This window comes from Pseudomonas sp. FEMGT703P (assembly GCF_002786345.1).
GTDB lineage: Bacteria > Pseudomonadota > Gammaproteobacteria > Pseudomonadales > Pseudomonadaceae > Aquipseudomonas > Aquipseudomonas peli.
In genome coordinates this window covers 153,481-174,981 of record NZ_PGCM01000004.1, presented here as the reverse complement: position 1 = coordinate 174,981, position 21,501 = coordinate 153,481, and the positions used below count along the sequence as shown (strand labels likewise).

Below are 21,501 nucleotides of genomic sequence, written 5' to 3'. Positions count from 1 at the left end.
TTATCTACCTTCCCGTAAGGGTTAGTTTAATCGTTAAGACCCGCTTCTGACCTTGAATACGTCAACTTTTATTCACACAAGCAATCAGTGTCTGGCCTGAGTTCAACGCAACTCATTTAACACCGCGGCCCTGCCAAGGGCGGTGGCCATCCAGCTGGGAAGGCTCGCACGGACCGAACCTAGGCTTTCCCACTCCACCTCCGCTAAGTGCCGCCGAAGTTTCTGGGCCGAATTTTCAGCCTGATCTTTGCCCACCCAGGCCATCGCCCTGAGCGCATCCCCGGCCGGCGTCGCACCCAAGGAGAACAGCCAGTAGGGCGCGTGCTGGAAGTAAATTGTCCGGGAGCCGACTACTAACCGCTTACTGCGCCCTGTGGTGAGGTACACCTCTTTAGTAGAAGCAGCTCGCGTCAACCCCATTGATCTCGCGGCCTGTGCGCCATCGAGCGAGATGCACTGCTTACCCTGAGCGGCGATTGATTTCGCCAATGACTCTGCCGACGGTGCCCTGGCCTGGTCTTTTTCACGCACCGGCGCAACGTAAATACCGCGCGCTATTCGCATCAGTTGCCCGGCTTTAGCCAAGCGACAAAACGCCTGATCAACCGCCGCACGACTACCAAGATGAAGAAACTCCTTGGGCGCAAGAACTCCACCCTCGCTTAGGGATTGGCTGCGTTCCAAGATCGCTTGCGGGATCGATCGCATATGAAAGCTCGGCTCATATCAATGTCAGATATTTGATTATACTTCTGATATTTGAGCAACAGCCGTTCGTCTTTTGTCGCCAGAGTTGGGCTAACCGGCTCTTTCTTACTGAGCTACAGGTATTCGAGGCTGCGCTGAACGTCACAACGGTGCGAAGGCTAAAGCGGCACAGGTGCTCGCGCATGTAGTACAGGTGCGAGCCAAGCAGCTGTCACCCAAAAGTTCTTAGCGTGCGGGCTCAGCCCAGAGTCTGATGCGGGTTGCGGCAGTGCCGACGGCAGTTCGAACTGGCGCGTCGTGAAATAAATCGCCCACATGCCTTGACCTTCCCACACGGGGAAGCTTGAAACTTCTCTTCAACAGAAACATTCAAGGGATATTTCAATGGCTTCCGTTGCCCAACAAGACGTCAATCCATCCATGGCCTCAGTCACTCGCCTGAGCCTGCCCGTCGAAGGTATGACGTGTGCATCGTGTGTCGGCCGTGTCGAGCGTGCGCTGAAAGAGGTTCCCGGCATGCAGACGGCTACGGTCAATCTGGCCACCGAGCGCGCCGACATAACCTTCACCAGCTTGGCCAGTCCGCAGGCGGCTGTGCGCGCCATCGAGAGTGCTGGCTACACCGTTCGCGAAGAGACCACCGAGCTCGCGATCGAGGACATGACCTGCGCTTCATGTGTGGGCAGGGTTGAGAAGACGCTCGCAAAAATCCCGGGCGTACTCGAAGCCACGGTCAACCTGACGACCGAGCGCGCGCGGGTGCGCCACCTTGCTGGGGTTGTCACCACGACCGACCTTGAAGCTGCAGTCGAACAGGCGGGTTACAAGTCCCGCCGCTTGTCCGTCGAAACGGCGACTGCTGGAGATCAGGACGCCGAGCGTCGTGAGAGCGAGGCACGGGCGCTGCGGCGCGATCTGTTTGTTGCATCCATCCTCACCTTGCCAGTCTTCATCCTTGAGATGGGCTCTCACCTCATTCCAGCCGTGCACCATTGGGTGATGGGGGGCCTGGGTCAGCAGACGAGCTGGTATATCCAGTTCGCGCTTGCCACCCTCGTTCTATTCGGTCCGGGCCTGCGCTTCTTCCGCAAGGGCGTACCGGCGTTGCTGCGTGTCGCCCCCGACATGAACTCGCTGGTCTCGCTCGGTACTGCGGCTGCATACGGCTATTCGGTGGTCGCGACCTTCATACCCAAAGTGCTTCCGCAAGGTACCGCCAACGTCTATTTTGAAGCCGCCGTGGTCATCGTGACCTTGATCCTGCTCGGACGAACGCTGGAAGCGCGCGCCAAGGGGCGAACGTCGCAGGCGATCAAGCGGCTAGTCGGACTTCAGGCCAAGACCGCGCGCGTCGAGCGCAACGGCGAGACGATCGAAATTGCCCTTGATCAAGTGGCGACAGGTGACGTCGTGCTCGTTCGTCCGGGCGAGAAGATTCCGGTCGACGGCGAGGTCGTCGAGGGCACCTCTTATGTCGACGAGAGCATGATCACCGGCGAGCCGGTGCCCGTGTCGAAGGGAGCGGGGGCAGAGGTCGTAGGCGGCACGATCAACAAGACGGGCGCTTTCAGTTTCCGCGTAACCAAGGTCGGCGCGAACACGATGCTCGCGCAGATCATCCGCCTCGTCGAAGAAGCGCAGGGTTCCAAGCTGCCGATACAGGCGCTGGTCGACAAGGTGACCATGTGGTTCGTCCCGGCCGTGATGGCGGCGGCCGCGCTGACTTTCCTGGTCTGGCTGATCTTCGGCCCAGACCCGGCGCTGACCTTCGCGCTCGTGAATGCGGTCGCGGTTCTCATCATCGCCTGCCCGTGTGCCATGGGGCTGGCCACGCCGACCTCGATCATGGTCGGTACTGGCCGCGCGGCCGAATTCGGCATTCTCTTCCGCAAGGGTGAAGCCTTGCAGGCGCTGCGCGATGTGAGCGTGGTCGCACTCGACAAGACCGGCACACTGACCAAAGGACGTCCCGAGCTGACCGACCTCATTCCCGCCGAGGGCTTCGAATACAACGAGGTTCTGGCTCTCGTTGCGGCGGTCGAGACTCGCTCAGAGCATCCGATCGCCGAAGCGATCGTCGCAGCCGCAAAGCAGCGGGACATCACCCTTTCACCCATTGAAGGCTTCGACGCAACACCAGGCTTCGGCGTGTCTGCCAAGGTCGCCGGTCGGACCGTCGCTGTCGGCGCGAACCGGTTCATGACGCAGCTCGGCCTTGACGTGTCGAGCTTCCTGCCGACCGCCCAGCGTCTTGGCGAGCAAGGCAAGAGCCCGCTCTATGCCGCGATCGACGGCCGCCTGGCGGCGATTATCGCGGTCGCCGATCCGATCAAGGAAACGACGCCCGCTGCGATCAAGGCGCTGCACGCGCTCGGGCTCAAAGTCGCGATGATCACGGGTGACAACGCTGCTACAGCCGCAGCGATCGCCAAGCAGCTCGACATCGATGAAGTCGCTGCCGAGGTCTTGCCCGACGGCAAGGTCGCAGCACTGAAGAAGTTCCGGATCAATGGGGCTCGGGTCGCCTTCGTGGGCGACGGTATCAACGACGCGCCGGCACTCGCAGAAGCGGACGTCGGGCTGGCCATCGGGACGGGAACCGATGTGGCGATCGAGGCAGCTGACGTAGTACTGATGTCGGGTGACCTGCGTGGCGTGCCGAACGCCATCGCGATCAGCCAGGCAACGATCCGCAACATCAAGCAAAACCTGTTCTGGGCCTTCGCCTACAACGCCGTGCTGATTCCGGTCGCGGCGGGCGCGCTCTACCCGGTAAACGGCACGCTGCTTTCGCCGATCTTCGCTGCTGCTGCGATGGCCTTCTCCAGTGTCTTCGTGCTCGGTAACGCGCTCCGACTCAAACGCTTCCGGGCACCTATGACGGTCGAAACCAGCACCGCGAACTCAGTAAACCTAGCGATATCGACCAAGTCACGCCTGGTGTCCGAGCACTGATCTTGGGCCGAAGCACCTCTGCACTGAACACCAATACGGGTTAAGGAAGGAACTGCATGCCGAAACTTATTCACACGGAGATCCGGGTGACGGATATCAATATTTCACTGCGGTTCTACCAGCAAGCCTTTGGACTCAAGGAAACCCATCGCATTGAGTTTGACGATTTCTCCCTCGTTTATCTGCGCAATTTCGAGAGCGAGGCTGAAATCGAACTCACTTGGAACAGCGGACAGGCCGAATACAGCCACGGCAGTGGTTACGGTCAGGTCGCGTTCGTCGTCGACGATCTGGGCCTGCATTTCAAACAGCTTTGCAACCTCGGTTTAAAGCCTGCACCCATCAAGGAATTTAAAAAAGGAGGCGAGCTGCTGGCCCGCTCCTTTTTTATTCAGGACCCCGACGGCTACAAAATCAAAGTTCTCCAGCGAGGCGGGCACTACCAGTAAAACCAAGTACCAGCAGTCCTGTGCCAGTAACGAAATGGAGATGAAAATAAGAGATAGTTGCAGGAGCTGAGCGCACCACGGTTACCTGAGCATCAAACGCGTGATTTAAGGCTTTTACCTCTTCCGCCAACGAGTGAAAGAGGTAACTCTCGGCCAGTGGCACCACGCCCTGCACATCCAAGGCATTATTTACCCACGCTGAAGCAGTCCCTCACAGACCCATTGCTTCAGCCAGGTAACAGCTCGCTGGGGAGCCTGCTCGCCGTGTTGACCCAATAAGTCCTCGCACAGCGAAGCGAATGAGCCGCCATCGGCAAGCAACCGCAAAGCCGAAGCTTCACCCGGCTCCAGAGTACGGTACTGGCACACCAACTCATGCCGCCAAACCAAGCAATCCAGGGGGGCGGATAGCGCAACGGCAGCAGGAATATCGGCCTCGGCCTTGGCAGCCACCCACATGCCCAAAGTGTTGTGCTGCAACTGCAACCAACGAACCGAGGGGATAAGGCACACCCGCAGATAGACCCAGTCATCGGCGGAAAAACTACCCATCACATCCAGCGACAGCGGTACTGCATCGGGTGCGTCGAAGGCCAGGGTAAAGGCCCACTCAAGTGTGGCGAGTTCCAGCATCGGAGAACGCTGTGGCTCGGCAATATAGCCACTGACGAACTCTGGCAGCTTTTCACCCAGCCAGCGCAAACTGAAATGTCTCGGCGGCCACGCACTGATGTAAGCCAATGCCAGCTGTTCGAATGATTCGTCACCCAACCAACGATGCAGCGCTGGAAAGTCTTCCCTCATGACTGAGAGAAGCCTGGCGCGATAGGCATTGTGGTAAATCATCAGGCCATCTGCAGCAGGCAGCGTATTGCTACCTTGAATCTGCACCAACAGCTCAGAAGGGATAACGCTATCGCCTGTGGCCAGGTAACGCTCCAGCGCTTCCTGCTGAGCACTCAGGCGCATGGTGCGGCAGCCCCTAGAACATTGGCGGAGATAGAGCGCGCCTTGAACAGCTCCGCTAATAGCTCGTCAAAGGGCGGGAAATGATCATCTCGCTCAATCAGGGTGGCAGTAGCACCCAAATAGCTCAGCGTTTTGCTATACAGAGTCCAAACCGGATCGGCAATCGGCTGATCATGGGTGTCGATGAGGTAGTGGCCGTAGTCGCTGTGGCCAGCTAGGTGGATCTGGCGAATTCGACCATGAGGCAACTCCATGATGAATTGCCAAGGGTCGAATCCCTGGTTACGTGAACTGACGTATACATTGTTCACATCAAGCAATATCTCGCAGCCCGTCAGGCTACTCAGCTCGGCCAGAAACTGGGACTCACTCATACACGAGGTTTTCCACTGCACGTAGGCCGACACGTTTTCAAGCACCAGGGGGCGCTGCAATACATCCTGAACCAGCCGAACCCTTGACGCGACATGCAGCAGGCTTTCCTGGGTGAATGGCAGCGGCAGCAGATCATGCAGGTGATGGGCACTACCCCGACTCCAACACAGATGATCAGCGACCCAACAGGGCTGAACTCGGTCGGCCAAGGTTTTCAATTGCCGCAAGTAGTCGGCGTCGATCTCATGAGGACCGCCAATCGACAAGGAAACCCCGTGCATAACCAGCGGATACTGCTCTTTGATCGCGTCGAGAAAATAGAGGGCTTTCCCCCCGCCGACCATGTAATTCTCGGAGATGATCTCGAACCAGTCGACTTCAGGACGTTGCTCCAAAATCTGCTGGTAATACTCGCTACGTAAGCCCAGGCCAAAACCCAGCGTGTTGCTTTTGCTCATTAGAACTCCGAGTCAAGGGAGTGACTTGCACTCCCTCGGATGGACTTACTCGCTGGTTTTACCACCGGCCTCATCGCACTTTTCTTGGGTCATCAAATTGAAACCCTGGCCTTTGCATTCCCCCTGGCCTTTGCAGGCATTCTTTGCAGTCATGCAATCGTTTTGGCCTTTGCAGCCATTCACACCAAAGCATTTGACTTCGGCTGTTTTCGCGTCCTGAGCCGCTTGAACCGGCAGGGTGGCAAATAGGCTGGCGGCAACGAGTGCCAATGCAGCGCCGGTAGCAACGGTATTTTTCGTCGACATAGTGGCTATCTCTCTTGAGCGTTGTGTGGGGGTCAGGACTATTTAGCGCCACTGACCGGAAGAAGCTTAGGCATCGCTGCCAGGCATGCCATAAAACGAATCCGCGCAGGCTTCATAAACGGGCATGAGTAGACACTACAGAGGCCCGTGGAGACTCGACAAGAGAGAAGTAGCAACCTGACAGAACTGTAATGTTCAGCTCAGGTTTATGACAGGGCGCTCTGGTTAAGGTTACTTCGAGCCTGAAGCTCAATGCCTGATGCCGACCCACTCAGGGTCACCGGGCCAACTGAACTGAATCGAGGAACGCCCATATGAAATCAATTAAAACCCTGTTCGTGGTTATCGCGCTTACCGCCTCCTCTTTGGCGATGGCCGAAGGCGGTGCTGACCGGACTTTTGCTCGCATGGAACAGGCCAGCAAAGTATCGATGGAAGCCTATCAACTGGCCCAGCAAGAGAAAAAAGAGTCGCCGGTTGCAGGTAATAAAACCCAAACAGCCGACCACGCTAACTGCTAGTACACGGCCAACCTGACAGAAATGTAATCACTTAGCCGGTTGAGATATGGCAATTTCTCAAGCTCGCTGTCGAACCGATTTGAAAAATCACGGCAGTGGGCAAGGCTGATAGGGAAACCCTCCCAGGATGAAGCTGACAATCAACCTGAAGTTACGGTTGTTTACCCTGGTTCCTCTAACTGATTGGACATAACGGCATGCACTGCAAAACCTCAAGACGAACCTTCGTAAAAGGCCTGGCCGCCACCGGCATTCTCGGAGGCCTTGGCTTGTGGCGCACTCCCGTTTGGGCGGTGACCAGCCCAGGTCAGCCCAACGTATTGACTGGTACCGACTTCGACTTATTCATTGGTGAAACGCCAGTGAACATTACCGGAGCAGCCCGGACCGCGATGGCTATTAATGGGTCCATTCCAGGGCCAATTTTGCGCTGGCGGGAAGGCGATACCGTCACACTGCGTGTGAAAAACCGCTTGGCCGAAGACACCTCGATTCACTGGCACGGCATCATTTTGCCCGCGAACATGGATGGTGTGCCTGGCTTGAGCTTCCACGGCATCGCGCCCGATGGCATGTACGAGTACAAGTTCAAGGTCAATCAAAATGGTACTTACTGGTACCACAGCCACTCTGGGTTGCAGGAGCAGATTGGCGTTTACGGTGCCCTGGTCATCGATGCCAAGGAGCCTGAGCCGTTTAGCTATGACCGTGACTACGTGGTGATGCTGACTGACTGGACTGATGAAGACCCAACACGGTTATTGGCCAAGCTTAAAAAGCAGTCGGACTACTACAACCAGCACAAGCGCACCGTTGGCGACTTTATCAATGACGTGAGCGAGCAAGGTTGGTCGGCAGCGGTTGCTGATCGCAAGATGTGGGCCGAGATGAAGATGAGCCCCACTGATCTAGCCGACGTAAGTGCCTACACCTACACCTACCTGATGAATGGCCAGGCACCTAATGGGAACTGGACAGGTATTTTCAAACCGGGCGAAAAGCTCCGTTTGCGCTTCATTAACGGCTCGGCCATGACCTACTTCGACGTGCGCATTCCAGGCCTGAAGATGACGGTTGTTGCGGCCGATGGCCTGCACGTCAAGCCAGTCAGCGTTGATGAGCTGCGCATCGCCGTGGCCGAGACTTACGACGTGATTGTCGAACTCGCTGACCAAGAGGCTTACACCATTTTTGCCCAGTCCATGGATCGCACCGGCTATGCCCGCGGCACTCTGGCTACACGTGAAGGGTTGAGCGCTCCAGTACCCGAAACCGATCCTCGCCCCCTGATCGCCATGGGCGACATGGGTATGGATCACGGCAGCATGGCGGGCATGGACCACGGCAGCATGCAAGGCGGCATGAGCGGCATGGATCACAGCAAGATGGCCGGGATGGACGCTGGCGGAATGCAAGGTGATATGGCAGGTATGGACCACAGCAAGATGGCTGGCATGAGCCCTGGCACCATGCAGGGTGACATGGCCGGTATGGATCACAGCAAAATGACCGGCATGGACCATTCAGGTATGGCGGGTATGGGCGCAGCAATGCAATCGCATCCGGCCTCTGAAACCAATAACCCGCTGGTCGACATGCAAACCATGACTCCGACCCACAAGCTTAACGATCCAGGTATCGGCCTACGCGACAATGGTCGTCGCGTGCTGACCTATTCCGACTTGAAAAGCATCTTCCCCGACCCGGATGGCCGCGAACCCAGCCGAACCATTGAGCTGCACCTCACCGGGCACATGGAGAAATTTTCCTGGTCCTTCGACGGCATCAAGTTCTCGGATGCCGAGCCTTTGCGCCTTAAGTACGGCGAGCGTGTCCGCATCACGCTGGTCAACGACACCATGATGACTCACCCCATCCACCTTCACGGCATGTGGAGTGATCTGGAGGATGCGAACGGCAACTTCATGGTTCGTAAACACACCATCGACATGCCGCCAGGTTCCAAACGCAGTTATCGAGTGACTGCCGATGCATTGGGTCGCTGGGCCTACCACTGCCACCTACTACTCCACATGGAAATGGGCATGTTCCGTGAAGTTCGTGTGGATGAGTAAAGGAGATATCTGATGAGTACTTTTATGAAGCGGAAGGCCCTGGTTGGCAGCGCTACCTTATTGAGCCTTTTGGCTGCCCTACAAGCCCCGGTGTTGTTGGCCGGCGAAGGTCACAGTGAGCACGAACAACATGCTACTGAGACACAGGCTCCCAAATCGGTACCTGACAAGAAGGCCGCACAAGCGAAGGAAAGGGCTGCTAGTCAGCAGATGGATCACGGGGACATGAACCATGGCGGCATGGATCACGAAAGCATGATGGATAAGCATGGCGGCACCGAAGCCGAAGCAGGTTCGAACCATGACCACTAGGTTTTTACGTCCGCCCCTAACAGCACTGGCAGTGTCGCTGAGCATGCTTGGCAGCGGGCTCACCCTCGCTGCGGAAGAAATGGATCATTCGGCAATGGGCCACGGTTCCATGCCGATGGACCATAGCAAGATGAACCACGGTTCTGCCAAAGAGCCGATGAAGGGCATGGATCATAGCCAGATGGGCCAGAGCCAACAAAAGGCTCCGACTATGGACCACAGCAAGATGGGTCACGGCGCTATGCAGGGGCAGATGGGGGGTATGGATCATTCAAAGATGAACCATGGTTCCGCTGACGCCACGAGAACTACCAGCCGCACGCCTATCCCGGTACTGACAGATGCGGATCGTGAAGCAGCGTTCCCGCCTTTGCCAGGCCACAAGGTTCACGACAGCGCCATCAACAGCTTTTTCCTACTCGATCAGCTCGAATACCAGGATGCCGATGAAGGCAGCACCTTGGCTTGGGATGCGTCCGGCTGGATTGGCGGAGACATCAATCGTCTCTGGCTTCGCTCCGAAGGTGAACGCACCAATGGCGTAACTGAGGATGCTGAATTGCAGGCCTTGTACGGGCGCTCGATTGGTCCTTGGTGGGATGTGGTCGCGGGTGTTCGCCAAGACTTCAAGCCAGAGTCGCCACAGACTTGGGCCGCATTCGGCATCCAGGGTATGGCGCTGTATGCCTTCGAGGCGGAGGCCACTGCCTTTGTCGGCGAGAACGGCCAGACGGCTGCGCGCTTAGAGGGCGAGTACGACATTCTGCTGACCAATCGCCTGATCCTTCAGCCGACCGCTGAAGTGAATTTCTACGGCAAGAACGATCCGGAGCGAGGCATCGGCTCCGGTCTGGCCAACGCCGAGGTCGGTCTTCGACTGCGTTACGAGATCATTCGCCAGTTCGCACCCTACATCGGCGTTTCCTGGAGTCGCTCCTTCGGCAACACGGCCGACTTGGCGCGAGATGAGGGGGAGGATGTTGAGGAGGCACGCTTCGTTGCCGGTATTCGGATGTGGTTTTGAGAGCCTGACATGAAAAGAACAATTAAAACCTTAGTGGCGGCGAGCGTAGTCGGAAGTATCGCGGTAGGTGCCGTGGCCTATTTTGGCCTGGTCAACGTGGGTGCCGATGATCCTCACTTCCCAGCAGTGCATGCATTCCTGACGATGGCCCGTGACCGCTCTATCGAAGTGCGCTCCAAGGACATTGAGGTGCCTAACCTCAATGACGAGGCACTGATTAAAGCTGGCGCAGGCAACTACAACTCGATGTGCATCGGCTGCCATTTGGCACCAGGTGTTGCGGAAACAGAGCTTAGCCAATCCTTGTATCCCGCTCCGCCGAACTTGGCCCAAGTGGGTATCGATGGCAATCCAGCCGCCGCATTTTGGGTAATCAAACACGGCATCAAGGCCACCGGCATGCCGGCCTGGGGCAAGAGCATGGGCGATCAGTACATCTGGGGGATGGTCGCGTTCCTCGATCAATTGCCGAAAATGGATGCCAATCAGTATCAAACGCTGGTTGCATCGAGCGGCGGTCACGAACATGGCGGTGGTGAGACCCAGATGCATAACCACGAAGGTCAGCATGGAAGCGCCAAGACGGATCATCACGCCGAGCCTGAAGCTGCGACAGATCATCATGCTTCGGATAGTTCAGTGACGAACGCAGGTGCTGATCATCACGGCGCTTCGGCTAGCGGTGCGGACCATCACGCAGCAGATATGACGCCATCAGGCAGCGGCGCAGACCACCATGCAGCTGATGACCCGAAGACACAGGGTGGCGTTGATCATCACGACCCAGCGCAAGCTCAACAGGAGCAGCCCCCGGCTCCCGCTCCCAAAACTCACACCCATGCCGATGGCAAAGAGCACCTACATGACAGCTAAACGTAATGGCGCGCGAGTGGCGATGCTGGCCGCCTTGTTTATGACCTCAGCAGTCCATTCAGCTGATGCCCTGACAATCGACGTACACCGTGATGCAAATTGCGGATGCTGCAAGAAGTGGATCTCGCACCTGGAAGCAAACGGCTTCAAAGTCATCGACCATGTCGAGCGCGATATGTCCTCGGTGAAGCAACGACTCGGCGTCGCCCCAAGACTGGCGTCCTGCCACACCGCTGTGATCGACGGAAAATTTGTCGAGGGTCATGTACCAGCAGCGCAGGTCATCGAACTTTCCAAGCGCTATGACCTGGCTGGCATCGCCGTTCCTGGCATGCCGGCAGGCTCGCCGGGCATGGAGGTTGACGGTACCCAGCACGCTTATCAGGTGATCGGATTGACCAAGGCCGGTACTGACCAAGTGATTGCCGACTACCCCGCGAAGTAACCCCCGCTAAAACCGAGCACTTACTCTTTAAAAGGATGAGTGCTCGGAATCATAACTGCGCAGTCCTGCGCCCTCTTTCAAACCCCAAATAAAGTACGATTGGCCTAGGAAATCGAGGTTCAGGTCAATGAAACACAGGATAAACAGATCTCCCTGAGCGATCCCGATGCCCGCTCGATGAAGACCTGTTTCAGCCAGGACGACACCGTCGAAATACTGAGCCCTGAATTTCCTCTTCTGCTAGGCATGGCACTAGGCTATTGTTCAGTCAGACCTACATCTGTGTGTTGCAAAGGGACTGACCAATGGAAGGATTTCGACTTGGCTAGATGCACGGCACCAACAAGAGGCCATCGCTCAGCAAGCGCAGCAGCGGACTGCCCCGCATGTAGTAGCCGCTATAGCGGTTACAGGTCAAATGCATATTCGCCTTCATTCTACTCCTCGTCGGGTAGCAGCGGAGCTAGTTCTGGCAACAATGGCGGCGATGGCAGCAGATCCAGCAGCAGTTCAAGGCCGCGCTGGTCGAGAGCGGGTTCGTCCGTGTCGTACACGTCTACCCAGGTGCAGTCACTCACGCCAATCCGCGAAACCGTGGAGGCGCGAGCTGCGGCGCAGCCTGATCTTCGTGACGTCTTCCTGTGCCACGCTTGGGACGACCGGCAGGGTCCGGCCAAAGAGCTGCATGAGTTGCTCGTGGCGGCTGGTGTCAAAGTTTGGTTCAGCGAAAAGGACCTTGGCCTAGGCGTTCCGATGATGCGCGCTATTGACAAGGGCTTAGCAAATTCTCGAATTGGGCTTGTTCTGGTGACCCCTGCGCTGCTGGCCCGCCTCCCCAAAGAGAGCGTCGCCGACAAAGAGCTTTCGGCACTCCTGGCGGGTAATCAGCTCGTTCCCATCGTGCATAACACGACGTATGAAGCTCTCCGCAATGTCAGCCCCTTACTCGCCTCCCGAAGTGGTCTGGACACTGAAGAAGACTCAATGGCGGTAGTCGCGGCAAAAATCGCCGAGCTGGTCGCGCTCTAGCGCCATTGCTCGCAGATGTTCGCAATTCCGATGCGCTGTTCGGAAAAATGCGCTCCAACCCCTCGGTCAACCAGCCCCACCTCCGGCAGACCGGTTATCTCCAACGGTAGTGTCCGCTTTTTGCCCCTATTTGCCCTCTGCGCAGGGCAGCTTAGGGTCGGTATGAGCCCCTTAGCTTCGACTTCTGGTCTGCCAGATTCTCTGCAATCGGCGGTCAAGCCCAATACAAAGACTGCTCAGGTCGTGGGGAAGTGCGTGGTCAAACGCGCTGCAATTGCGCCAAAAAGGCACCCGAGGGTGCCGAAGGCTGTCTCCAAACCAAAGGAGCACTAACGGAGACAACAGCCGCGCAAGGCGAGTGCCCGCAGGCACTCGCCGACAACGCTTTAAAGCACTTCGAGCGGATATTCGACGATGAGACGAACCTCATCCAGATCCGATTCGAAATCGGTTGCACGGGTAGTCGCTTGGCGAATACGGAAGGACATGTCTTTCATTGAGCCGGCTTGCACGACGTACTTGGCTTCGATGTCGCGCTCCCATCGCTTCTGATCGGTCAGCGGATTACCATCATCGTCGCGCCGCATGTAAACCTCGTTGGCGTTGGTGTAGTCAGCATCCCAGCCCTGCGCGTAGCGGGTCATGAAGCTCAGGCCGGGTACACCAAAAGGCTCCATGTCCAAGTCATAGCGCACCTGCCAGGACTTTTCCTTGGGCGAGTTGAAGTCGCTGTACTGGATGGAGTTATCCAGGTAGATCGAGTCGGACTGACGCAGGTAATCGAAATCGTCATCGCCGTTATTGCGCTGAATGCCAACCATGACGGTATGGGCACCAAATTGCACTCCAGCCTTACCGCTCCAGATGTTGTTATCGAAGCTGCCCAGATGTTGTTTTCCCTCATCGACAGCTTTGTAGTAATTAAGTCCACCGATCAAGGCAACATCGTCGGAGAGCGGATAGCTCAACGTGGTACCAGCGTAGTACTGGTTCCACGCATCTTTGAGACGGCTGGTATAGAGGCTGATGCCGACGTTGTCGTTGACCGAGTAATCGCCGCCAAAATAGGCAATCCAGGGAGCGTCGACGGAGCCGGCATAGAACGTTGCGAAGCCATCGCGCATGCTGCTTGAGTTGGGCTCGCTCATTGAATGCAGGCGGCCACCTTGCAGGGCCAGGCCGTCAATACTGTTGTTGGCCACGGTGATACCGCGGAAGCTTTCGGGCAGGAGTCGCGAGTCGCCGTATTGAACGACGGGGCTAACAGGAAAAACATCGCCAGCTTTGATGACTGTATCCATGAACCTGGCTTTAACCGCACCTCCCACCTTGGAGTAGTCATCCTCGGGTTGCCCTGCACTGTTGTAAGGCATCACATCAACGGAGCCACCTGCGCCGGATCGCCCATCACCAGAGTCGAGTTTCAGGCCCAGCATCGCAAACGCGTCGATACCAAAGCCAACGGTACCCTCGGTGAATCCAGACTCAAACTGCCCGATGATTCCATGGGCCCACTCTTCCGAGTAACCATTACCTGTGCCGCTCGACTGCCCCTTACGAAAGTCACGATTGAAGTAGAGGTTGCGATTCAGAATAGTGAGGCTGCTGCCCTCGACGAAGCCTTCGGCCTTTTCTTCGGCGGCAATTGCAGCCTGTCCGGTGCCGATACTCAGAGCTATCAGCGATAAGCAAAAAAAGGGGTTATTCATGTGACGCTCCTGAATTATTTGGCAGTTTTATCTCGGTGAGATTTCTTGTAGTAGTTGCCGTAGCGCGCCAGGTATCGCCCGTGCGCGCTCACGCCATACTTCCACACGCCAAATAACGTCAGGGTGACTTGAAAATTACTTTTAAGTCAGTGACCTGTAAGCTCCTATGTAGCTCAGTTTTGATTCCGGCAGGCTGTACCCATTGCCCGATATTCAACAGTCTGCAAATCGCCGCTGGAGTCCTCATAGGTCATCTGAGCCGGCATTACCTCGCAACCAGAGCCTGTAGGGCTCGTATGTACAACCTTCGCGATGTCCAGCTTCATGCCGTAGCGATAGTGAGTCACCTCTGGCGGAGTCTTGCCACGAGCAGCAGCGTATTCCTGCATCGCTCTTTCATTATCCTGAATCATTCGACCATAGACACGGTCACCGCCGCCTTCGGCCATAACCAAGGACGATGCAGAAAGAATAGATACCGCCAAGACAGATTTAAGAATGTTCACGTTTAATTCCTCTACTTAGGTTGTAGTGAAAATATAAACGTATGCACCTGTCATCAAAGTGAAGCGAAAATTACATCTTCGTAATTGCAGTATTAGGGGGCTTTTTAGTAGCTCAAAAATATTAAATGACAGGGGCAACTCAGACTTCCTCTCCAGTTACCCTGTGTCATCCCCAGACCTGCTACATCATGCTTCTCCCCCTTTACGCCGCATCAACCAATACGCTGCCGGCAACACCAGCATCGACAACAATGGTGCGGTAATCATCCCACCTACCATCGGAGCGGCGATTCGCTTCATGACTTCGGACCCTGCTCCCTCGCCCCAGAGGATCGGCAATAGACCGGCAATGATCACCGCGACCGTCATCACCTTCGGCCGCACGCGCAGTACCGCCCCCTCTCGAATTGACTCAAGCAAAGCAGGATTATCTGTGCGCCCCGCTTCAACTCGGGAATGCCAGGCGTTCTGCAGATAGATCAGCATGATCACCCCGAACTCTGCCGACACCCCAGCCAGCGCAATAAAGCCAACACCAGTGGCCACCGATAGGTTGAAACCCAGCCAGTAGAGCAGCCAGACACCGCCTGTCAGGGCGAACGGTAAGGTGGCCATGATCAGCAAGGCCTCGGCCAAACGATTGAAGGTCAGATAGAGCAGCACGAAGATAATCAGCAGTGTCGCCGGAACCACCCAGGTTAGGCGTGCATTGGCGCGTTCCAAAAACTCGAACTGCCCCGAGTAGGAAATGGTCATGCCCGCATCTGGCTGCACAGACTCCGACACCCGCTGCTGGAGCTCACGTACGGTCGACGCTAGGTCACGGTCACGGACATCGACATAGACCCAGCCGGAAAGACGTCCGTTTTCGCTGCGCAGCATCGGTGGTCCTTCGCTCAGGCTTATGTCGGCCACAGAACCGAGCGTGATCTGCTGGCCTGCCGCCGTAAGGATGGGCAGCCGTTGCAACGCCTCGGGGCTGTCTCTCCACTCGCGGGGATAACGCAGATTGATCGGATAGCGCGCCAACCCTTCTACGGTTTCACCGATGTTGCTGCCACCAATAGCACCTGACACCACCGCCTGGATTTCATCGACGTTGAGGCCATAACGCGCTGCGGCCAGGCGATTGATTTTTATATCCACGTAACGCCCGCCAGTCAGTCGTTCAGCCAGCGCCGAACTCACCCCCGGCACCTGTTTGGCCACCCCTTCGATCTCACGGGTGATGCGCTCAATATCGACCAACGAAGTGCCGGCAACCTTCACCCCGATAGGACTCTTTATACCGGTGGCGAGCATGTCGATGCGGTTGCGGATCGGTGGTACCCAGATGTTCGAAAGCCCGGGGACTTTTACCGCTTGATCAAGCTCATCGATCAGCTTCTCCGCTGTCATGCCATCGCGCCACTGATCGCGTGGTTTGAACTGCACCGTAGTCTCGAACATCTCCAGTGGCGCGGGGTCAGTGGCGGTCTCTGCTCGGCCTGCTTTGCCGAACACCTGCGCCACTTCCGGCACACTGAGAATCATGCGGTTAGTCTGTTGCAGCAGCTCAGTTGCTTTACTTGCTGGAAGGCCGGGCAATGCCGAGGGCATGTAGAGCAGGTCGCCTTCGTCCATCGCTGGCAGAAACTCACCGCCAAGCCGACTTAGCGGCCAGAGACTGGAGACGAAGACCAGTAATGCCAATGCCAAAGTGGTCTTCGGCCATGCCAGCACCGCTTCAAGTACAGGCCGATAGGCCGCGATCAGCCAACGGTTCAGGGGGTTTTTCTGCTCATTGGGTATATGTCCGCGTATCCAGTAGCCCATTAGCACCGGTACCAGAGTGACTGACAGCCCGGCAGCAGCAGCCATGGCATAGGTTTTGGTAAATGCCAGCGGACCAAACAGCCGGCCCTCCTGGGCTTCGAGGGTAAACACCGGGAGAAACGACAGGGTAATGATCAGCAAGCTGAAGAACAGCGCAGGGCCAACCTCGGCAGCCGCCTTGCCGATCACCTGCCAATGCGTATCGCCTTGTAGGCGCTCGTTCGGATGCTGCTCTTGCCACGTTTCGATGTGCTTGTGGGCGTTCTCAATCATCACCACGGCCGCATCGACCATGGCACCAATGGCGATGGCGATACCGCCTAGGGACATGATGTTGGCATTGATGCCTTGATGACGCATGACGATAAACGCCATAAGGATGCCGAGCGGCAGGGTAATGATCGCCACCAGCGAGGAGCGCAGGTGCCAGAGAAAGATCAGACAGACCAGGGCGACGACGACAAACTCTTCCAGCAGCTTGAAGCTGAGGTTATCTATGGCCCGGTCAATTAACTGGGAGCGGTCATAGGTCGTCACCAACTCGACGCCCGCAGGTAGGCTTGCGCGCAAGCTGTCCAGCTTCTCTTTGACTGCGCTGATCACTTCGCGAGCGTTTTTGTCCGAGCGCATGATCACCACACCACCGACCACTTCGCCTTCACCATCTAGCTCGGCTATGCCACGGCGCATCTCCGGGCCGAGTTGAATGCTGGCTACCTGGCCAAGCAAAATTGGTATGCCGGTCTGTGAGGTGCGCAACGGCACATTGCGGAAGTCCTCCAGGCTTTCCAGATAGCCTGAGGCACGCACCATGTATTCACGCTCGGCTAACTCAAGGACGGCACCCCCGGCTTCCTGGTTCGCCCCCTGTAACGCCTCCTCAATCTCCCGCTGCGTCACACCGTAGGCAACCATCTTCTGCGGATCGAGCACGACCTGATACTGCTTGACCATGCCGCCTAACGTGGCGACCTCCGCCACGTTAGGTAGGCTTTTCAGCTCGTACTTAAGAAACCAGTCCTGGATTGAGCGCAACTGCGCGAGATCATGTTTGCCGCTGCGATCCAGGAGGGCATATTGGTAGATCCAGCCCACGCCAGTGGCGTCTGGACCAAGGGTGGTGGTGACCCCATCAGGCAGTCGATCCTGCGCCTGGTTGAGGTACTCCAGTACGCGGGAACGTGCCCAGTAGAGATCTGTACCGTCCTCGAATAACACGTAGACAAACGAGTCGCCGAAGAACGAGTAACCACGCACGGTCTTCGCGCCAGGCACAGAAAGCATGGTGCTAGCCAACGGGTAGGTGACCTGGTTCTCGATGATCTGGGGGGCCTGACCTGGGAAGCTGGTGCGGATGATCACCTGAGTGTCAGAAAGATCCGGTAAGGCATCCAGCGGTGTGCTACGTAAAGACCAGATGCCCCAGGCAGTGATAAACAGGGTCGCCAACAAGACCAGCATGCGGTTGCCAATCGACCAATGAATCAGGCGCGCGATCATTGGCTGGCTCCTTGTTTAATGAGCTGCTCAACGACCAATCCGGTATCGCTCTGTCGCACAGCAATGCGTACGGAGTCGCCGATCTTCAGTCCGGTCGCGACCTCGGGCTTGGCCAGTTCAAAGGCCATGGTCATGCCGGGCATGCCCAGGCTGTTGAAGGGGCCGTGCGCAAGCGTGACCGTTTGCCCGTCAAGTTCGCGGATCACCCCCTGCGCCTCATGCAGCGGGGGTGGCTCAGGCAGCGCGTCATCGACCTGCGCCATCACGCCCTGCAGGCTGGCTTCGGAGTCGATCAGGAACTGCCCCGAGGTCACCACCGCCTGTCCCTCAGAGAGGCCCGCAAGCACTTCGAAGCGGCCATCGGCCTCCCGCCCGACCTGGATCTCATGAGGACGGTAGCGTCCTTCGCCTTCAGCCAGCATGACCAGGGCGCGTTTACCGGTGCGAATCACTGCCTCGCTGGGAATAAGCAGCACCGGCTGCTCGCCTGCGCTATTCAGCCGCACCGATGCAAACATACCGGGGCGTAACTTGCCTTCTGGATTGGGCAGTTCACTGCGCACCGTCAGCGTTCGTGTCTGCACGTCGGCACTGGGCAATAGTGCAATCACCCGGCCTTTCAGGGTTTGGCCTGGAAAAGCCGTCAGGCTTGCCCTGATCTGCGCGCCAAGCTGAACCGCTGCGGCCTGGGACTCAGGGATGGCCGCGTCGAGCCAGATGCTCGACAGCCCGTTGAGGCGTGCCAGGTCTTGGCCTGCCGAAACCGCCATGCCAGCGCGTAACTCTAGGGACAGCAACTCACCGCCAATTGGGGTGACCAATGTCTGCAATGCCTTCGGTTTAAGGGTACGTTGCACATGATCGATCAACCCTTTTGGCATACCCAGCAGCCGCATGCGTTCACGCGCGGCGTCGACCAGCCGAGCATCACCGCTCTGCAATACCGCGATGAACTCAAGCTGGGCAGCCGACCACTCGGGGATCAGCAGGTCAGCCAACGGCGTTCCTGCAGGCAGTACATCTCCGGGGGCACGGCCATAGACCCGCTCGACAAAGCCGGCAGAGCGCGCCTGCAAAGTAGCGACTTCGCGCTGGTTGTAGGCCAGTGAACCTACCGCATCGATACCGGATGGTAGTACTGCCCGTACGACCGTCGACGTGCGCATGCCTAGGTTCTGGATTGCTTGTGCAGGCACGCTGATAGCGCTCGTATCCTGCTCAGTGCCGGCATACTTCGGCACCAGCTCCATGTCCATAAAGGGAGACTTGCCTGGCTGCTCGAAACGCTGAGTCGGCACCATCGGGTCGTACCAGTAGAGCACCTGGCGATCTTCTGATTTTGCTGCTGGCATCTGCTCATGGGATGAGCTTTGCTGGCCCAGCCAGAAACCGCCAGCGGTTCCACCCGCCGCGATGGCTAGGCCCAATAGGCAATACTTCAGAGTGAGCGCTTTCATTTCAGGCCCTCCACATAGGCGTAATACAGACTTGCGGAGAGCTGGCTGAGCTGGCGCTGTTGTTCGATTTTCCGCAATTGCGCCTCGATCAGGTCACGACGGGCATTGATCACAGCCGCCAATTGACTGTTGCCCGCTTTGTAGGCAGCAAGCTCCAGATCCACGCGCTTGCTCGACAAGGGGATAAGGTGTTGTTCGGTACGGATCAACATCTTGCGCAGCTGCGCCAACTCGGCGAGGCCGCTTTCCAGTTCGGCTTGGTGAGCGCGCAGCAGCACCTCCTGTTCGGCCTCCACCTGGGCCACGCTGTGTTGCTTGGCGTTGATCTTGGGTCCCTGACGGGTGCCGACGAACATGGGCAGGTCAAAGGTGAACTGCAACATCACCATGTCGCCGAACTGGTTATCACGGTTGTTGTAGGCGAACTCCACACCCCAGTCGGGTTTCTTCTCGGAAACTGCCTCGGCCAGCTCAGCATTAGCTTCGCCCACACGGGCGGCCGCAGCCCGCAGATCTGGATGTTCCCCCAGGCGATGCTGCAGGTGCGGTACTTCCAAGCTAAGCGCAGGTGGAGTCCCGGCCAGTGGCTGACTCGCATCATCGCCTACCCAGCGGCGTAACGTGGCGCGTGCAATCGCAACATCACGATCCAGCTCATCACGCCGGTCCTCAAGCGTTAGTGCTTCCTGATCGGCCTGAAGAAGCTCGCTGGATCGCGCGGAGTTGCCAGCGATCAATGCCTGTATAGCTGAGCGCAGCAGGGTGATCTGTTCATCCAACTCAGAGAAAAGCTCAACGCGACGCTCTGCGTAATAGACATCGAGCCAGCTCAGCGCCGTCTGCCGCTTGGTCTCCAAGACCATCGCGCGTTGCTCTGCTTCGGCACGGGTAACAGTGGCCTCAGCCAGTTGCCGGCGAGCCTGGCGCTTATCGCTGTTGGGCACTTCCTGCATCAGGCCAATGCGGCGCATGGTCATAAAGTCGCGATTAAGCGAGTAGCGATCCGGGCCTTCAATCGGCAGGTTATCCACGCCCAGGATCAACTTGGGATCAGGTAGAGCATCCGACGGAAGCACAGCCTGTTGTGCCGACTCGACTTGGGCCTGCCTGGCAAGATTCTCTGGGGCCGTACGTTCGACAAGGGCTTGAGCACGGGCGAACGTAAGTGGCTCCGCCTGCGCGGTGAGAAATGAACTCACCCACAGCACAGCAGCCAGCACGCCCGAACAGCCACGGCGTGCGAAAAGGAAAGCAGGCATGCTTTCGTCTCCAATGACGTTGATCGATGCCGCCTAAATGCAGGCGACAACAGAACGCTCTCTTAGCGGAGCGCATTTCAGATCAGAGCATCAGGAGACGCGGGGTGGACGCCAAAGACCGGCGGGCTCTCGTTGAAGTAGCGGCTGTATCAGCGCTGTTTGCGGGGAAGCATGCAATGGAGCGAAGAGTTTGATCACCACAGTTTGCAGCAGACCACTGGTTTTGCATTCCTGGCCGGCTTTGCAGGGCGATTTGCTGCCTGAGCTGGATGTGTCGCTCATGTCCTCACAGCAAGGAGCCTCACTGCCGGCATGATCCATATCGGCCATGGCACTTTGCATCGGGCAAGGTTCAGCTGCCGGCATGCTGCCAAAAGCTGGCAGCATCAGGCTGAGTACCAAAACCAGGACCGAGAAAAACCGATACATAGCGGTTGCCGTTAGCGTGTCTGAATAAACATTAGCAGAGCTCTTTTGCTCAACACAGCGATAAAACGTGCCATGGAACACTTGATCAATAAACTGGATTGTCTGGTCACTGTGGCGATTTAGAGCACTGGTAGTGCCAGCCAGCATCGGGCGGGCGGGTTCTGCTTGGGCTTGGACATATCTTCAACCTTTCCACGGCGGCAAGGTCAAGCGTTTTTCTTTCAGTTAACTAACACTTGCATATCAAGCTCTGCAGTGCAGCACAGTGTGGGTGAGGCTCGCGATGTTGGATCTTCCTTGATCCAAGCGCGTCCTGCGTCTCCTCAA

At 57.3% G+C, this 21,501-nt stretch carries 19 protein-coding genes; 9 read left to right on the top strand and 10 right to left on the bottom strand.

All coding sequences use genetic code 11. The features are described from left to right. Positions 1–102: 102 nt before the first annotated feature. Positions 103–708 carry a DUF6088 family protein gene (locus tag CUR33_RS03535; protein ID WP_167143887.1) on the bottom strand — a complete coding sequence of 202 codons (606 nt, stop codon included), beginning with the start codon at positions 706–708 and terminating at the stop codon, positions 103–105. Positions 709–1,092: 384 nt separating this feature from the next. Here CUR33_RS03535 and CUR33_RS03530 point away from each other — a divergent pair, with 384 nt between their 5' ends. Both CUR33_RS03530 and CUR33_RS03525 read left to right on the top strand, forming a co-directional pair. After that, positions 1,093–3,663, top strand: coding sequence for a heavy metal translocating P-type ATPase (locus tag CUR33_RS03530; protein ID WP_167143890.1), 2,571 nt, complete (start codon positions 1,093–1,095; stop codon positions 3,661–3,663). A gap of 56 nt (positions 3,664–3,719) precedes the next feature. Then, positions 3,720–4,112, top strand: a complete 393-nt coding sequence (locus CUR33_RS03525; protein ID WP_167143893.1) for a VOC family protein — start codon at positions 3,720–3,722, stop codon at positions 4,110–4,112. Positions 4,113–4,301: 189 nt separating this feature from the next. Here the strand turns inward: CUR33_RS03525 and CUR33_RS03520 are convergent, their stop codons facing one another. From CUR33_RS03520 to bufA2, 3 genes are read right to left on the bottom strand one after another with little or no spacing between them, the layout of a single operon-like run. Beyond that, a complete protein-coding gene (locus CUR33_RS03520) occupies positions 4,302–5,081 on the bottom strand; it encodes an HvfC/BufC N-terminal domain-containing protein (RefSeq protein WP_167143896.1) in 780 nt (259 codons plus the stop codon). Continuing rightward, positions 5,072–5,914 (bottom strand): MNIO family bufferin maturase, encoded by an 843-nt coding sequence (gene bufB, locus CUR33_RS03515; RefSeq protein WP_167143899.1) that lies wholly within the window; start codon positions 5,912–5,914, stop codon positions 5,072–5,074. Before bufB ends, CUR33_RS03520 begins: the two co-directional genes overlap by 10 nt. Before the next feature lie 45 nt (positions 5,915–5,959). Then, complete coding sequence (gene bufA2, locus CUR33_RS03510; RefSeq protein WP_090250697.1) at positions 5,960–6,220, bottom strand: BufA2 family periplasmic bufferin-type metallophore; 261 nt, start codon at positions 6,218–6,220, stop codon at positions 5,960–5,962. A 314-nt stretch (positions 6,221–6,534) separates the two neighbouring features. Between bufA2 and CUR33_RS03505 the strand changes: the two genes are divergently transcribed. The 6 genes from CUR33_RS03505 to CUR33_RS03480 all read left to right on the top strand — a co-directional run bounded on the left by CUR33_RS03505 (position 6,535) and on the right by CUR33_RS03480 (position 11,470). Next, complete coding sequence (locus tag CUR33_RS03505) at positions 6,535–6,741, top strand: co-regulatory protein PtrA N-terminal domain-containing protein (protein ID WP_090250699.1); 207 nt, start codon at positions 6,535–6,537, stop codon at positions 6,739–6,741. Between the two features lie 197 nt (positions 6,742–6,938). Further along, positions 6,939–8,816, top strand: coding sequence for a copper resistance system multicopper oxidase (locus CUR33_RS03500; protein ID WP_090250702.1), 1,878 nt, complete (start codon positions 6,939–6,941; stop codon positions 8,814–8,816). A 12-nt stretch (positions 8,817–8,828) separates the two neighbouring features. Then, positions 8,829–9,128 (top strand): hypothetical protein, encoded by a 300-nt coding sequence (locus tag CUR33_RS03495; protein WP_090250704.1) that lies wholly within the window; start codon positions 8,829–8,831, stop codon positions 9,126–9,128. Beyond that, complete coding sequence (locus CUR33_RS03490; protein WP_167143902.1) at positions 9,118–10,152, top strand: copper resistance protein B; 1,035 nt, start codon at positions 9,118–9,120, stop codon at positions 10,150–10,152. Before CUR33_RS03495 ends, CUR33_RS03490 begins: the two co-directional genes overlap by 11 nt. A 9-nt stretch (positions 10,153–10,161) precedes the next feature. Then, a complete protein-coding gene (locus tag CUR33_RS03485) occupies positions 10,162–11,025 on the top strand; it encodes a c-type cytochrome (RefSeq protein ID WP_167143905.1) in 864 nt (287 codons plus the stop codon). Further along, complete coding sequence (locus tag CUR33_RS03480; protein ID WP_167143908.1) at positions 11,015–11,470, top strand: DUF411 domain-containing protein; 456 nt, start codon at positions 11,015–11,017, stop codon at positions 11,468–11,470. Before CUR33_RS03485 ends, CUR33_RS03480 begins: the two co-directional genes overlap by 11 nt. A 437-nt stretch (positions 11,471–11,907) precedes the next feature. Here the strand turns inward: CUR33_RS03480 and CUR33_RS03475 are convergent, their stop codons facing one another. Beyond that, positions 11,908–12,048 (bottom strand): hypothetical protein, encoded by a 141-nt coding sequence (locus CUR33_RS03475; protein WP_289238751.1) that lies wholly within the window; start codon positions 12,046–12,048, stop codon positions 11,908–11,910. Between CUR33_RS03475 and CUR33_RS03470 the strand changes: the two genes are divergently transcribed. After that, positions 12,035–12,499 carry a toll/interleukin-1 receptor domain-containing protein gene (locus tag CUR33_RS03470; protein ID WP_289238748.1) on the top strand — a complete coding sequence of 155 codons (465 nt, stop codon included), beginning with the start codon at positions 12,035–12,037 and terminating at the stop codon, positions 12,497–12,499. The genes CUR33_RS03475 and CUR33_RS03470 overlap by 14 nt on opposite strands. Before the next feature lie 386 nt (positions 12,500–12,885). Here the strand turns inward: CUR33_RS03470 and CUR33_RS03465 are convergent, their stop codons facing one another. From CUR33_RS03465 to CUR33_RS03445, 5 genes are all read right to left on the bottom strand, one after another. Next, positions 12,886–14,208: an OprD family porin gene (locus CUR33_RS03465; protein WP_167143911.1), complete on the bottom strand. Its 1,323-nt coding sequence runs from the start codon at positions 14,206–14,208 to the stop codon at positions 12,886–12,888. Between the two features lie 173 nt (positions 14,209–14,381). After that, positions 14,382–14,714, bottom strand: coding sequence for a DUF2790 domain-containing protein (locus CUR33_RS03460; RefSeq protein ID WP_289238707.1), 333 nt, complete (start codon positions 14,712–14,714; stop codon positions 14,382–14,384). Positions 14,715–14,900: 186 nt separating this feature from the next. Beyond that, positions 14,901–18,029: an efflux RND transporter permease subunit gene (locus CUR33_RS03455; protein ID WP_167143917.1), complete on the bottom strand. Its 3,129-nt coding sequence runs from the start codon at positions 18,027–18,029 to the stop codon at positions 14,901–14,903. Beyond that, positions 18,026–19,486: an efflux RND transporter periplasmic adaptor subunit gene (locus CUR33_RS03450; RefSeq protein ID WP_167143920.1), complete on the bottom strand. Its 1,461-nt coding sequence runs from the start codon at positions 19,484–19,486 to the stop codon at positions 18,026–18,028. Before CUR33_RS03450 ends, CUR33_RS03455 begins: the two co-directional genes overlap by 4 nt. After that, positions 19,483–20,745 carry a TolC family protein gene (locus tag CUR33_RS03445; RefSeq protein WP_167143923.1) on the bottom strand — a complete coding sequence of 421 codons (1,263 nt, stop codon included), beginning with the start codon at positions 20,743–20,745 and terminating at the stop codon, positions 19,483–19,485. The genes CUR33_RS03450 and CUR33_RS03445 overlap by 4 nt, the downstream gene beginning before the upstream one ends. Positions 20,746–21,501 lie beyond the last annotated feature (756 nt).